At 69.6% G+C, this 12,732-nt stretch carries 15 protein-coding genes; 10 read left to right on the top strand and 5 right to left on the bottom strand.

The features are described from left to right. Window positions 1–162: 162 nt before the first annotated feature. The 4 genes from ACGF8A_RS33325 (at window position 163) to ACGF8A_RS33310 (ending at window position 5,031) form a co-directional block, all read left to right on the top strand. Window positions 163–1,476, top strand: a complete 1,314-nt coding sequence (locus ACGF8A_RS33325; RefSeq protein ID WP_393114331.1) for an ABC transporter substrate-binding protein — start codon at window positions 163–165, stop codon at window positions 1,474–1,476. 98 nt (window positions 1,477–1,574) lie between these two features. Then, window positions 1,575–2,591 (top strand): carbohydrate ABC transporter permease, encoded by a 1,017-nt coding sequence (locus ACGF8A_RS33320; RefSeq protein ID WP_393114329.1) that lies wholly within the window; start codon window positions 1,575–1,577, stop codon window positions 2,589–2,591. A gap of 16 nt (window positions 2,592–2,607) precedes the next feature. Continuing rightward, window positions 2,608–3,519 carry a carbohydrate ABC transporter permease gene (locus ACGF8A_RS33315; RefSeq protein WP_393114327.1) on the top strand — a complete coding sequence of 304 codons (912 nt, stop codon included), beginning with the start codon at window positions 2,608–2,610 and terminating at the stop codon, window positions 3,517–3,519. A 69-nt stretch (window positions 3,520–3,588) separates the two neighbouring features. Next, a complete protein-coding gene (locus tag ACGF8A_RS33310; RefSeq protein WP_393114369.1) occupies window positions 3,589–5,031 on the top strand; it encodes a GH1 family beta-glucosidase in 1,443 nt (480 codons plus the stop codon). 518 nt (window positions 5,032–5,549) lie between these two features. Here the strand turns inward: ACGF8A_RS33310 and ACGF8A_RS33305 are convergent. From ACGF8A_RS33305 to ACGF8A_RS33290, 4 genes are all read right to left on the bottom strand, one after another. Continuing rightward, complete coding sequence (locus tag ACGF8A_RS33305) at window positions 5,550–5,750, bottom strand: YncE family protein (RefSeq protein ID WP_393114325.1); 201 nt, start codon at window positions 5,748–5,750, stop codon at window positions 5,550–5,552. A gap of 402 nt (window positions 5,751–6,152) precedes the next feature. Beyond that, window positions 6,153–6,275, bottom strand: a complete 123-nt coding sequence (ykgO, locus tag ACGF8A_RS33300) for a type B 50S ribosomal protein L36 (protein ID WP_385383332.1) — start codon at window positions 6,273–6,275, stop codon at window positions 6,153–6,155. 82 nt (window positions 6,276–6,357) lie between these two features. Next, window positions 6,358–6,522, bottom strand: coding sequence for a 50S ribosomal protein L33 (gene rpmG / locus ACGF8A_RS33295; protein ID WP_393114322.1), 165 nt, complete (start codon window positions 6,520–6,522; stop codon window positions 6,358–6,360). 95 nt (window positions 6,523–6,617) lie between these two features. Beyond that, window positions 6,618–7,232: a TetR/AcrR family transcriptional regulator gene (locus tag ACGF8A_RS33290; protein WP_393114320.1), complete on the bottom strand. Its 615-nt coding sequence runs from the start codon at window positions 7,230–7,232 to the stop codon at window positions 6,618–6,620. Between the two features lie 125 nt (window positions 7,233–7,357). On the opposite strand from ACGF8A_RS33290, the gene ACGF8A_RS33285 reads away from it, so the two are divergent. The 4 genes from ACGF8A_RS33285 to ACGF8A_RS33270 all read left to right on the top strand — a co-directional run bounded on the left by ACGF8A_RS33285 (window position 7,358) and on the right by ACGF8A_RS33270 (window position 10,426). Next, complete coding sequence (locus ACGF8A_RS33285; protein ID WP_393114318.1) at window positions 7,358–7,927, top strand: ester cyclase; 570 nt, start codon at window positions 7,358–7,360, stop codon at window positions 7,925–7,927. Between the two features lie 93 nt (window positions 7,928–8,020). Next, the gene (locus tag ACGF8A_RS33280; protein WP_393114314.1) at window positions 8,021–8,563 is read left to right on the top strand and encodes a DUF1707 domain-containing protein; all 543 of its coding nucleotides are present in this window, start codon (window positions 8,021–8,023) and stop codon (window positions 8,561–8,563) included. A gap of 1,249 nt (window positions 8,564–9,812) precedes the next feature. Then, window positions 9,813–10,052, top strand: coding sequence for a hypothetical protein (locus tag ACGF8A_RS33275; RefSeq protein ID WP_393114312.1), 240 nt, complete (start codon window positions 9,813–9,815; stop codon window positions 10,050–10,052). Then, on the top strand, window positions 10,052–10,426 hold the full coding sequence (locus ACGF8A_RS33270; protein WP_393114309.1) for a toxin Doc: 375 nt from the start codon (window positions 10,052–10,054) through the stop codon (window positions 10,424–10,426). Before ACGF8A_RS33275 ends, ACGF8A_RS33270 begins: the two co-directional genes overlap by 1 nt. 76 nt (window positions 10,427–10,502) lie before the next feature. Here the strand turns inward: ACGF8A_RS33270 and ACGF8A_RS33265 are convergent, their stop codons facing one another. Then, window positions 10,503–10,679, bottom strand: a complete 177-nt coding sequence (locus tag ACGF8A_RS33265; RefSeq protein ID WP_393114305.1) for a DM13 domain-containing protein — start codon at window positions 10,677–10,679, stop codon at window positions 10,503–10,505. A gap of 469 nt (window positions 10,680–11,148) precedes the next feature. Here ACGF8A_RS33265 and ACGF8A_RS33260 point away from each other — a divergent pair, with 469 nt between their 5' ends. Then, window positions 11,149–11,802 (top strand): CGNR zinc finger domain-containing protein, encoded by a 654-nt coding sequence (locus ACGF8A_RS33260; RefSeq protein WP_393114303.1) that lies wholly within the window; start codon window positions 11,149–11,151, stop codon window positions 11,800–11,802. A gap of 394 nt (window positions 11,803–12,196) precedes the next feature. Then, window positions 12,197–12,670, top strand: a complete 474-nt coding sequence (locus ACGF8A_RS33255; RefSeq protein WP_393114300.1) for a VOC family protein — start codon at window positions 12,197–12,199, stop codon at window positions 12,668–12,670. Window positions 12,671–12,732: the final 62 nt, after the last annotated feature.

Here is a 12,732-nt window from a genome sequence, read left to right as displayed (position 1 = left end):
CAAGTTCTTGACACAGGGCGCGCTCAAGAGCCAGTCTTCCGGCACTTGGTGGGAACGTTCCCACCAAGTTTGGGAACGTTCCCAACGCTCATTCCGGCCGGCCGCCCCAGTCGACCGGCCCGTACTCGGTGCGTCGGCGCCGCCGCCTGAGAGGACACCTACATGAAGGTCACCCGGAAGCTGTTGCGAACGAGAGGTACCGCCGTCATATCGGCCGTCACGGCTCTCGGCCTTCTCACCGCGTGCGGGGGCAGCGACTCCGGAGGCACGGGGGGAGGCGTCAAGGACGGCAAGACCACCATCACCATGGGCCTGTTCGGCGTCATGGGCTTCAAGGAGACCGGCCTCCTCGAGGAGTACATGAAGCTCAACCCGAACGTCCGCATCGAGGCCGAGGTCGCGGGTGACGAGCAGACCTACTACACGGCTCTGCAGACGCACCTCGCCGCCGGCAGCGGCCTCAAGGACATCCAGGGCATCGAGATCGGACGCGCGAAGGAACTCGTCGACACCCAGGCCGACAAGTTCCTCGACCTGGGCAAGGTGCCCGGCACCGACCACTTCCTGCCGTGGAAGCTGAGCCAGGTCACCGGCAAGGACGGCAAGGTCATCGGACTCGGCACGGACATCGGGCCGATGGCCGTCTGCTACCGCAAGGACTTCTTCGAGAAGGCCGGCCTGCCCACCGACCGCGAGCAGGTCGCCAAGCTGTGGGACGGCGACTGGGCGAAGTTCGTCGCCGCCGGCAAGCGGTTCAAGAAGGACTTCAAGGGCGGCGACGTCGCCTTCATGGACAGCTCCAGCGGCCTGTTCAACGCGATGATCTACGGCAACTCGCAGCAGTTCTACGACAAGGACGGCAAGCTGATCTACGAGGACAGCCCCGTCGTCCAGGAGGCCTGGGGCCTCGCCTCCGAAGCCGCGACCTCCGGCCTGACCGCCAAGCTGCGGCAGTTCCAGCCCGGTTGGGACCCCGGGCTCGCGAACAGCACCTTCGCCACCACGGTGTGCCCGGCGTGGATGCTCGCCCACATCAGCGAGAAGGCGGGCGACCGGAACAAGGGCAAGTGGGATGTCGCCAAGGCCCCCAAGGGCGCCAACTGGGGCGGCTCGTTCCTCGGCGTGATGGAGAAGAGCCCGGTGAAGGAGGAGGCGAAGAAGCTCGTCGCCTGGCTGACCGCGCCGGAGCAGCAGGCCCGCCTCTTCGAGGAGATCGGCAACTTCCCGTCCTCGCAGAAGGCGCTGGAGGCGCCCGAGGTGACGAACGCGAAGTCCGAGTACTTCAGTGGCGCGCCCCTCGGCCAGATCTTCGGCACCGCCGCGCAGGAGATCCCCGACGAGCAGGTGCTCGGCCGCAAGGACGGAACGATCAAGGACATCTTCTCCCAAGGGCTGACCTTGATCGAGTCCCAGAACCAGAGCCCCGACAAGGCCTGGGAGACGACCGACGAACGCATCAAGAAGGCCGTCGGCTGACCTTCACCCGCATCTCCGGCGGGCGGACGCGCACGACGCGTGCGCGACGGCCGCCGGAGTACGCCCAGCCCGCATACCGTCACGCCTAAGGACCACCGGTGTCCACTCGGACCTCAACTGCCGCGGCCGGCCGGCAGCCCACCAAGATTCCTGCCGACCCGTCCCGCCCCGCCCATGTGGGTCGCCAGCCGCGCAAGGACCGCCGCTGGAGCGGCCTTCTCCATCGGCTGGACGTGAACGGGGCGCCGTACGCCTTCATCGTCCCCTTCTTCGTCGTCTTCGCCGCCTTCAGCCTGTACCCGCTCCTCTACACGGCCTGGATCTCCCTCCATCGCGCCGAACTCGCCACCATGGACCTGATGGAGTGGGTGGCGCTCGACAACTACACCGCCCTGGCTCAGGACGACCGCTTCTGGAACGCCCTGGCCAACACCTTCACCATCGGCGTCCTCTCCGCCGTTCCGCAGCTGCTCATGGCGCTCGGCCTCGCACACCTGCTGAACTACCGGATGCGCGGATCGACCTTCTTCCGGGTGGCCACCCTGACGCCGTACGCGACGTCGGTGGGTGCCGCGGCGCTCGTGTTCACCATGCTCTTCGAGCGCGACTTCGGCATGATCAACTGGCTGTTGAGCCTGTTCGGCTTCGACCATGTCGACTGGGAGAGCAACAAGTGGGCCGCGCAGATCGCGATCTCCACGATCGTCATCTGGCGCTGGACCGGATACAACGCACTGCTGTACCTGGCCGCGATGCAGGCGATCCCGCTCGACCGCTACGAGGCCGCCGCGATCGACGGGGCCTCGCGCTGGCAGCAGTTCCTCAAAGTCACCATCCCCGGGATCCGGCCCACGATCGTCTTCACGATCGTGCTCTCCACCATCGGCTCCACCCAGCTCTTCGGCGAACCCCTGATCTTCGGTCAGGGACCGAACGGCATCACCGGCGGAGCGGACAACCAGTACCAGACCCTCGGACTGCTGCTCTACGAGGAGGGCTGGAAGAACTACCAGATGGGCCGGGCGGCCACGGTGGCGTGGGCGATGTTCCTGCTGCTCGTCCTCGTATTCGCTGCCCAGCGCCTGCTCAAGCGGCGCTCAGCGCGCTCGTCCTGACCAGGAGATGCCCCTCATGACCACCAACACCCTCCGGGCGCGCCGGGACGTGCTCGCCACCTCGCCCGGCAAACGCCCCTTCCGGCTGCGCAAGGCGATCGGAGCGGGCCGCCAGCACCACGCGGGCCCCGTCACCTACATCCTGCTCGCCATCGCGGCCCTCACGTCGATCTTCCCGCTGTACTGGACGATGGTGGCGGCCTCCACCGACAACACCCGGGTCACCCAGACGCCGCCGCCGTTCCTGCCCGGCCCCCACCTCTTCGAGAACCTGGGCAGGGCCTGGCAGGACGCCGCGCTCGGCAAGGCCATGGTGAACAGCATGATCGTGGCCGGCACCATCGCCACCTCGACGGTGCTGTTCGCCACGCTCGCCGGCTTCGCCTTCGCCAAGCTGCGCTTCCGGGGACGCAACATCCTGCTCACCCTGGTCATCGGGACGATGCTGGTGCCGCCGCAGCTCGCGGTCGTTCCCCTCTTCCTCATGATGACCGACCTCGGCTGGGGCCAGAAGCTGCCCGCCGTCATCTTCCCCACGCTGGTCAGCGCGGTCGGCGTCTTCTTCATGCGCCAGTACCTGGGCGACGCCCTGCCCGACGAACTGGTCGAGGCCGGCCGCGTGGACGGAGCGCACTCGCTCCGCATCTTCTGGAGCATCGTCCTGCCGGTCGCCCGGCCCGCCATGGCCGTGCTGTTCATGATCACCTTCGTGCACGCCTGGAACGACTTCTTCTGGCCGTTCATCGTGCTGGACATGACGAACCCGACGGTCCCCGTCGCCCTCACCCAGTTGAGCGCGGGTTACGTCCGGGACCAGTCCCTGATCATGGCGGGCGCGCTGCTCGGCACGCTCCCCCTGCTCGCGATGTTCATCGTCTTCGGGCGTCAGATCGTCGGCGGCATCATGCAGGGCGCCGTCAAGGGCTGACCAGGCACTCCCGAGCCTGTCATCTCCCCCTCACCCATCGACTGTCATTCCGGAAGGATCCGCGTGGTTATCGCCGCTGGACACGAACTGTCCTCGACCGAGGCCCCCACCTCCCTGACGTTCCCCCCGTCGTTCACCTGGGGCACCGCCACGGCCGCGTACCAGATCGAGGGCGCCGCCGCTCTGGACGGACGCACGCCCTCCATCTGGGACACCTTCGCCCGCACGCCGGGCAGGGTGCGCAACGGCGACACCGGTGACATCGCCACCGACCATTACCACCGGTGGCGTGAGGACGTCGCGATCATGGCCGACCTCGGCGTGGGCGCGTACCGCTTCTCCCTCGCCTGGCCCCGCATCCAGCCGACAGGTCGCGGGCCCAGCGTCCAGAAGGGACTGGACTTCTACCGCCGGCTCACGGACGCACTGCTGGAGAAGAACATCCAGCCCGTGGCGACCCTCTACCACTGGGACCTCCCCCAGGAACTGGAGGACGCCGGCGGCTGGCCGGAGCGCGCCACCGCGGAGCGCTTCGCCGCGTACGCCGCCCTGGCCGCCGACGCGCTCGGAGACCGGGTGCGGACCTGGATCACACTCAACGAGCCCTGGTGCAGCGCCTTCCTCGGTTACGCGTCCGGGGTCCACGCGCCCGGGCGCACCGACCCGGTGGCGGCGCTGCGCGCGGCCCACCACCTCAACCTCGCGCACGGCAAGGCCGTCGAGGCCCTTCGCGCAAGCCTTCCCTCCCTCGCCCAGGTGGCGGTCACGCTCAACATCCACCATGTCAGGCCCCTCTCCCAGGACGCCGAGGACGTCGACGCCGCGCGCCGGATCGACGCCCTGGCGAACCGGGTCTTCACCGGGCCGATTCTCAAGGGCGCCTATCCGGAGGACCTGCTGCGCGACACCTCGCTGCTGACGGACTGGTCGTTCGTCAAGGACGGGGACCTGCGGGAGATCTGCCGGCCACTCGACTTCCTGGGAGTCAACTACTACACCCCGACCGTGGTCTCGGGCGGTGCCGTCGAATCCAGCCACGGTTCCGACGGTCACGGTAAAAGCGACCACAGCCCCTGGCCGGCCGCCGACGACGTGACCTTCCATCTGCCGCCGGGCTCGACGACCGCGATGGGCTGGGCCGTCGACCCCACCGGCCTCCACGACCTGCTCCTGGGCATCCAGCGTGAATTCCCCCGGCTGCCCCTCATGATCACCGAGAACGGTGCCGCGTTCGACGACTACGTCGACCCCTCGGGCGAGGTGAACGACCCCGACCGGATCGACTACCTGCGAGGCCATCTGGCGGCCGTGCACCGCGCGATGGAGGCGGGCGTCGACGTCCGGGGCTACTTCCTGTGGTCCCTGCTGGACAACTTCGAGTGGGGCTACGGATACAGCAAGCGCTTCGGGGCGGTCTACGTCGACTACCCCACGGGCAGGCGCATTCCCAAGGCCAGTGCCCGGTGGTACGGCGACGTGGCGCGCTCGGGCGTGGTGACGCACCGGACCTGACGCGGAACCAGGAAGGGCCGCGGGCGGCATCGGACCCGCGGGCCGCATGGCCCGCGCCGGGGACCCCCCGGCGCGGGCTTCGCTCAGTTGAGCTTGTGGTCCGGCCGTCGGACCGTGGTGGTCGTGGTAGCGGTGCCGGTGGTGCCGCCCCCGGTGACCAGGGCCTTGTTGGTGACCCGCTGGGGAGCGTTCCTGGCGATGTCGACCGTCAGGGTCAGACTCGGATGGTTCTCGCCGGGCTCCAGGACGTCGTCGCGCGTGCAGGCGAGCGGGCTGCGCGTGCACCTCCAGCCCGTGCCGGAGAATCCGACGGGCTTCAGTCCCTTCGGCAGGACATCGGCTGGTCACGCGCAGCCGGTACCTGCCCTGACCGCAGGCGACCAACGACCCACTCGTGGTGATCTTCAGCAACGTCCACGCGGGCCGGTCGTCCGAAGGCATCACCACACCCACGGCCGCCCCGACCGGAAACTCGCCCACGGGGACGGTCTCGACCACGTCGTTGGTCCCGGTGTCGATCACCGACACCGTGTTGTCCTCGGCGTGGGTGACAAGACGCTGCCGCCGTCCGGCGACACGTCCACCCCGCCCGGGTCGTCGCCGACGGGGACGGTGTCGACCGGGTCGACCGGGTCGTTCGTGGCCTCGTCGATCACCGTCACCGAGTCGTCCGCCTCATTGACGACGTAGACGGTCCCGTCGTCCGGAGAGACGGTCACCGCCGAGGGGAAGGTGCCGACGGGATCGTGTCCACGACGTCGCTCGTTGCCGTGTCGATGCCCCGGACGGTGACCTCATTGGTCGTGTGGATCACAGACAGCGCGTCGTCGATGGAGCCGGTGACAAAGGTGTGGGCCCCGGGCGGCACGGCCCGGGCGGATTGCGGCACCATGGCGGGGAGGGCCGCACCGGTCGTCAGGACGAGTGCCGCGACCGGCCCCCGCTTCACACTCGGCAGCCGGCTTTGCCCCGGTCGGGGCGCACCACCGTCTGCAGGTGGCGGATCCCGTCTCCCGCGCCGAGCGACAGGGAGGCCGCCGAGCGGTGCCGGAAACCGCAGCCGTCGATCGGCCGGGCCCGCGCGTGGCGGGGCCCGGCTTGCTGGACCGGCCGGGGCTGAGTCAGCCCTGGCGCGCCTTGAAGCGAGGGTCCTTCTTGTTGATCACGAACGTCACGCCACGGCGGCGCACGATCTGCGCCCCCGGCTTGGACTTCAGTGAGCGCAATGACTTGCGCACCTTCATGACTCCGCACCTCCTGTGTTCATACGGGTCTACCGCGGGCGCCGGACCGGCGCCCGCCCGGCGTTCAGGCGGGTTCCGCCGCTCAGCGCTGCTCGCGGAACAGCACGTGCTCCCCGGCGACCGGGTCGTACTTGCGCAGGACCAGCCGGTCGGGGTCGTTGCCGCGATTCTTGCGCGTCACATAGGTGACACCGGTGCCGGCCGTCGACTTCAGCGTCACGACGGGACGTGTGGCGTTGCGTGCCATGAGGCCTCCTTTCACCCACCGTGAGTGGCGAGTGCATGCCATTCACAGGAGTCAAGAACAGCGGCCGTCGCCTGCGCATTCCCGACCCGGCACACCTAGGCGTACAGCGCGGCCACCGCCGTGTCGTACAGCGTCTTCTCGGCCTGCTCCCAACTCCAGCCGCTCTCCACCACGAGCGTGCGCCAGGCAGTGGGGCCGAACCACAGCCACAGCAGGTCCGCCGTCTGCTGCGGGGAGGAGCGAGGTGGCGGCGTCAGGCCGTGCAGATGGCGGGCGGCGGCGTTCAGTGCCTCCCGGTAGGCAGCCGTCGCCCTCGCCCACAGACCGTCGGCGCTCTCGTGGACCGGCAGCGCCTTGCGGATCGCCTCGTGGACGGTGAACTGGCTCTCGTTGCCCAGGCGCGTGCCCCGCGCCAGGGCGTGCAGGACGGCCTCCGGCGTGCCCAGGCCCAGGACGTGCTCCATGGCCTGCTCGTAGCCGGATGCCGACACCCCCTCATCGACGATCCTGTCGAGGATGTCGCCCTTGCTCCCGACGCTGGCGAAGACGGTCTTGGAGGAGACACCGGCCGCGGAGGCGATGTCCGCGATCGTCACCCGGCCGTATCCCCGCTCGGCGAGGAGTTCGGTGGCCCGCCGCAGGATCACCTCTCGGGTGCGGACCGCGGCCTGCTGCCGCAGGGGGGAGACGTAGGCGCGCTTGCTCGGCATGGTGCCACTGTAGCCAATCAAGTACCTGTTTGAACTATTCATTAGGTGATCTGTAACCTCAATCTCGCGGGCGGCAGCGCCCGCCATTCGGCACGACGTACGCGAGAGGGACCGACGAGGTGGGCATGAACCCGACCGAACTTGCGCAGGGGCTTTTCGAGATCCTCGTGACCGGAGACGCGGCACTGGCCGCCGAGGTGGTGGCGGAGGACTTCCACAACCGGGAGGCCGCCGCCTCTCCGGCCGCCTGCTCGCTCCCGGGACCGGCGGGCGTGCTGGCCTCCGGCGCATGGATGCGCTCGGCCTTCGATGACCTCAGGTTCGAGATCCTCGGCATCGCCGGCAACGACGATCAGGTCTGGCTCCGTCTGCGCATGCGGGGCCGTCACACGGGCGCCTTCGTCACGTTCCGCGACGGCACCCTGGACCAGGCCGTACCGCCCACGGGACGCGAGATCGACTTCGAACAGATCCACGTGCTCGACGTGCGTGAGGGCAAGGTGACCCGGCACGAGGCCGTGCGTGACGACATCACCATGCTCGGCCAGCTGGGCGTCTTCCCACCCTCCCCTGCGGTCGCGCTGCGCATGCTGGCCTGGAAGGCGACGGGGCGAGCCGCTCGCGCGGCCGACCTCGTCAGCCGGGCCGCGGCGGCCGCGGCCGACTCCCGTCACGCGCCCCGCCCGCTCGGCTGACCCGCGGCCGCGCCCTGTCGAACGCTGCCGAATTCCTTGCCCGCCACAGGACTTGAGCCTGTCGCGTCGCCGGTACGGCAGTAGGGTGAAGCAGTGACCTCCTCACCGGAAGACTCGTTGCGGCTGATCGGCGAAGACGACCGCGAGACGGCCGTGCGACGCCTGCAGGAGGCCTACACCGAAGAGCTGATCACGCACGCGGAGTTGGACGAGCGCCTGCACCAGGTGCTCACCGCCACGGCGCACGGCGAGCTCGTGTCGGCCCTGGCCTCGCTTCCGGAGGAGCACCCGGGCACCACGCCGACGATCGCCGCGGCCGGCGGGCGGATCAAACGGCGCGGCGCGTGGCGGGTGCCGCGCATCCTCAAGATCGAGTCCGCGTACGGAAAGGTGCGTCTCGATCTGTCCCGGGCGGTGATCGAGCATCCGCTCGTCGACATCGAGCTGCAACTCGGCACCGGCGGCGCCAAGATCACCGTGCCTCGTGACGCGGTCGTCGACGTCGAGGGGCTAGTGACCGGGTGGAAGGACCTACGCTACAAAGTCCCCCGGCGGTCCCGCCCCGGCGGCCCGAGGATCCGGATCTTCGGGACCATGGGATTCGGACGACTGAAGATCCGCCACGCCCGCCGCTGAACGGACGGTGCCTCCGCGGGGTGTCCCAGGAGGCACCGTCCGCGGGGTGTCCCGCGCGGGCGCAGGCCTAGCCTCAATCAAGACATCCGCATGCCGCCGGGGAACCCGCCCCTCGTTGCGCCGGCCGAGGGATGCGGACGTGACCTGCGCATATGAGACCCCGCACAGCAGCGCCTCGTACATGGCAGCCGCGGAATCCGGCTGAATCCTTGTGGGCGGGAGTCGGAGCCGCGTCACCCCGCCGACCGTCGCGTGGTCGGCCCGGGAGCGTGATGACCAGAGGGAAGTGACTGCCATGCATCGTCGCGGCGTTGATGCCGCACGACGCGCACCGGCGTTGTGAACAGCGTGTTTTGGTTCACCGCGAAAACTTGTGGATCCCCGTTCCCACGTTCGCCACGCTGGGGCCGGTCAACCACCCGCCACCTCGCGCCGATCTCGGCGACGGGTGCGGTGCTGTGAACGATCCCCCGCCGCATGTACGAGACAAGGAGTCCCGATGGCGAAGCTCCGTTCCGCTGTGACCGCACTCATGGTCGGCACCGCCGCCCTGGCCTTCTCCCTGCCGAGTAGCACAAGCGCCGCCCTGGCCACGCCGGCTCAGCCGACGGCCGCGCAGCTCGCTGCGGTCGTGGCCAGGGTCCGGAGCACCAGATCGCGGCCTCTTCCGGTGTCTCCAGGGTGCCGACGGCACATCGCCGGGGGTGTGCGTGATCAGCGCCGACGTCACCGCGAACCGGCAGGTGCGGGAGCGGCTCGACGTCCTCAGCGAGGCCAGTACGCGGCTCCGCAGCACGCGAGCACACCGCGGCCCGCGAACACGCGGCACGCCGACTCGCCGAGTGGGGGCTCGGAGGTCTCGAGGACGCCACGAAGCTCATCGTCGGCGATCTCGTCGCCAACGCCGTCCGGCACGGCACCGGAGAGATCGGGTTACGGCTGCTGCGGCACCAGGTGCTCACCGTCGAAGTGTCCGGCACAGACGCCTTCGCTCCGCGTCCCCGTCGCGCCGGCGCGACGGACGAGGGCGGTCGCGGCCTCCTGCTGGTCGGCCGGCCGTCCCGCAGATGGGGCTGGCGGCCACGCCGGAGGGCAGGGTCGGCTGGGCGGAACTGAACCTTCCTAGCAGCTCCAGGGGCTCCTGACGCGCCCTGAGGGAGCGTCCGGCGTCGAGAATCGCGGAGGCGTCCGGCCCCGGGTTCCGGGGAATCCTGGCCCGCGGCGGTACCAGTCAGGTACCATCACGGCCATGCCTTCCTTGAACATCACCTTCACCGAAGAGGAGCTGGAGGAGGTCCGCGCCGCGGCGGCCGCCGAAGGCAAATCCCTCAAGCAGTACGTCCACGACTTGCCCCTGCGTGAACGCCAGCGTCTCCAGTTCGTGCGCGTCGCAGTCGCCTGGGGAGAGCGGCACCGCGAGGAGTTCGACGGGGCGTTCCCGGACGAGGTCCCCCCGGCCGACCGGCATCAGGGAGCTGCGGCCGCCTGATGGTGCTCCACATCGACGTCCCCTGGCTTCTCGACGTCCAGGAACAGGCCGTCCCCGAGGACGTCACCGTCACGGACTACTCCGCCCTGGTCGCCACCATCGCCCGGCACAAGACGCGGATCCCGCGTCCGGGCATCGCCCCGCCCGACGCCGCATGGCGGGCCGCGTCCCTCCTGCACACGATCGTCCGCCTCGAACCCCTGCCGTACCGGAACTCGCTGTACGCCTGCCAGGTCGCCGTCGCCTACATGGACGCCTCCGGCGAGGGCATAGACCCGCCCTACGGAGCGCTGGTCGACCTCGTCCGTGACATCCAGGCCCGCAAGGCCACCGTGTACCAGGCGGCCGACCGGATCCGCACCTGGCGCATCTGACGGGGCCGCAACGGCGGAGGGCGCCATGGCAGGTGGGCGGCGCGACGCTGTCCGGGGCGGACGCCGAGGGGGCCCGTCAGGCGCCGAAGACGTGCCATCCCGCCCGGCACTCCCTCACCGGAGCATCGGTCAGCCACCCGCGCACATCCGGCCCGTTGCTGGTGTCGATGTCCTCCATCCGTACGACGTGGAAGCCGTCGGTCAGCAGTACGAGCCTCGCCGTGCCCGCGGCCGTGTGCTCATGGCTGATCACGTCACCGGAGGCGACCGTCGCGCGAACCGACGCCTTGCAGGACGGGGCAGTGGGCGTGGCCGTGGACGAGGGGCCGGCGGGCGCGACGCCGAGGTCGGGCCGGAGGTCGCCACCATCCCGGGCAGGCCCACCTCGACGGTCCGGTCCTGCCACAGCCTTCACGGCTGGGACCAGTGGAGCCCGAGCCCGACAGCGGCGACGGCCCCCACCAGCGCCCCGATCACCAGCGGCGCCCAGCGCCCCACACAGACGCCCCACCCGCCTCATCTGCCCAGAGTGACATCGGCCCCGTTCAACGCGGCGACACCCCGCCACGCGTCAGTGCCGAGAGGACGAAACCCACACGTCGGTACCGCCCGGCCATGGATGAGGCTGCGGGCGCCCGGCCAGAGGGCGGTGGCCCCGTGACCGTGAGCCTCGACACCCCGGAAGAAGATGGGTACCGTAACAGTTTTGGGAGTAACACCTCATGCCCTATACCGGAGACGATCAAGGAGGCCCGACGATTTCCCCGCGCCCGACCGACCCCGGTCCCAGTCCGCTGACGCAACCGCCGTCGGCCGACGTCGTCCTGCGGTTCGTCAATACCCACCCCGCGGGACCCCACGAACTGCCCGAGCGCTTCGGAAACGCGCAGGACCTGCGCACGTGGCTGCTGGAGCAGGCCATGGGATCGGAGTCGACACATGTCACGGAGGCAGACGCAGCCAGCGCTCGTGAGCTGCGCGAAGCCTTGATCACCGTGCTCCTCGCCCACTCCGCCGGCCAGGAATCCGCGCCCGACGGGCTCGCCGAGGCGGAGAGGTTCTTGCGTCACGCCGCGTCCCGTTATCCGCTGGTGACGGTAGTCACCGCTTCGGGAGCCTCGCTGGCGCCCGCGCAGACCGATGTCCCCGGACTGTTCGGCACCGTGCTGGCGAGTGCCACCGAACTCGCCCAGGCAGGCGTCTGGGACCGGGTGCGGGCCTGCCGGCACACGCCGTGTCACTACGGCTTTTTCGACCGGACGCGGAACAAGAACTCCGTCTACTGCGGCCCGGGATGCGGCTCGCGCGCGTCGATGCGGGCGTACCGGCAACGGAAGAAGGCGCTGGCCTCCCAGCGCGGCCCGACCTCGAAGTGACTCCGCCGGCCCGACCGTGCTCCCGCGCCTCGGCATGAACCGACCTGCACAGAGCGGCAGTTCATCCCTGTTCGGTTCCTGACGGCACCACTCCGGTCTCACTCCTGCCTCGGGGGACCTTGCCCCCATACTCGAACTAACGTTCGATAGACCGAAAGTGTGACAAGAGGGTGTGCGTACATCTTGCGAGGTTCCACTCACCGACTGAACTTGGCCGTTAGGGGCTAATCGCCTAAGGTCGTAACCAGGTGGTTGCACCGCGCCCCGTCCCCCGGACGTGCCGCGGTCTCGCCCACTCCCGGATCACAGTCGTCATCCGGGTGCTATCACCCGGTCGGCGGCGCGCCACGCGCCCGCCCGAATCGGCCATTGAACGAGAAGGAAGAGTCCCCAGATGTACATGAAGCTCGAAGTCACCGTGCTGCCCGTCTCCGACGTGGACCGGGCCAAGGCCTTCTACGAGGCGCTGGGATTCCGCCTGGACATCGACAAGGCCGCCAGTGAGGAGTGGCGCGCGGTGCACCTCACCCCGCCGGGGTCCGAGTGCTCGATCATGTTCGGCACCGGCCTGACCCCGGCCGAGCCGGGCTCGGCCCAGGGCCTCTACCTCGCCGTCTACGACATCGAGGAGGCCCGTGCAGAACTCATCAGCCGCGGCATCGAGGTGAGCGCGATCTTCCACGACAACGGCGGCATCATCTACCACGGCCACGAGGGTGGCGACGTAACCCACCGCCTCCCGGGCCAGGAGCGCAAGCCCGGCCTGCACCCCGAACGCGCCTCCTACGCCTCCTTCGCCACCTTCAGCGACCCCGACGGCAACGGCTGGGTGCTTCAGGAGATCCAGCACCGCGCCCCGGGCCGCTGAGACCGATGACCCGGGGGTGCGACGGGCCGAGCCGCCTCGCGGGCCGGCCCGTCCTCCCGGGC

It is taken from the genome of Streptomyces sp. NPDC047706, assembly GCF_043204795.1.
In the GTDB taxonomy this organism is placed as follows: domain Bacteria; phylum Actinomycetota; class Actinomycetes; order Streptomycetales; family Streptomycetaceae; genus Streptomyces.
This window is presented reverse-complemented; position numbering and strand designations above follow the sequence as displayed.

Bases quoted from the DNA above. Each gene is read 5' to 3' on its own strand.
- ACGF8A_RS33270 (WP_393114309.1), top strand. From the start codon at position 10,052: ATGGTGCTCCACATCGACGTCCCCTGGCTTCTCGACGTCCAGGAACAG.
- ykgO (WP_385383332.1), bottom strand. From the start codon at position 6,275: ATGAAGGTGCGCAAGTCATTGCGCTCACTGAAGTCCAAGCCGGGGGCG.
- ACGF8A_RS33260 (WP_393114303.1), top strand. From the start codon at position 11,149: ATGCCCTATACCGGAGACGATCAAGGAGGCCCGACGATTTCCCCGCGC.
- ACGF8A_RS33290 (WP_393114320.1), bottom strand. From the start codon at position 7,232: ATGCCGAGCAAGCGCGCCTACGTCTCCCCCCTGCGGCAGCAGGCCGCG.
- ACGF8A_RS33255 (WP_393114300.1), top strand. From the start codon at position 12,197: ATGTACATGAAGCTCGAAGTCACCGTGCTGCCCGTCTCCGACGTGGAC.
- rpmG (WP_393114322.1), bottom strand. From the start codon at position 6,522: ATGGCACGCAACGCCACACGTCCCGTCGTGACGCTGAAGTCGACGGCC.
- ACGF8A_RS33275 (WP_393114312.1), top strand. From the start codon at position 9,813: ATGCCTTCCTTGAACATCACCTTCACCGAAGAGGAGCTGGAGGAGGTC.
- ACGF8A_RS33315 (WP_393114327.1), top strand. From the start codon at position 2,608: ATGACCACCAACACCCTCCGGGCGCGCCGGGACGTGCTCGCCACCTCG.
- ACGF8A_RS33325 (WP_393114331.1), top strand. From the start codon at position 163: ATGAAGGTCACCCGGAAGCTGTTGCGAACGAGAGGTACCGCCGTCATA.
- ACGF8A_RS33285 (WP_393114318.1), top strand. From the start codon at position 7,358: ATGAACCCGACCGAACTTGCGCAGGGGCTTTTCGAGATCCTCGTGACC.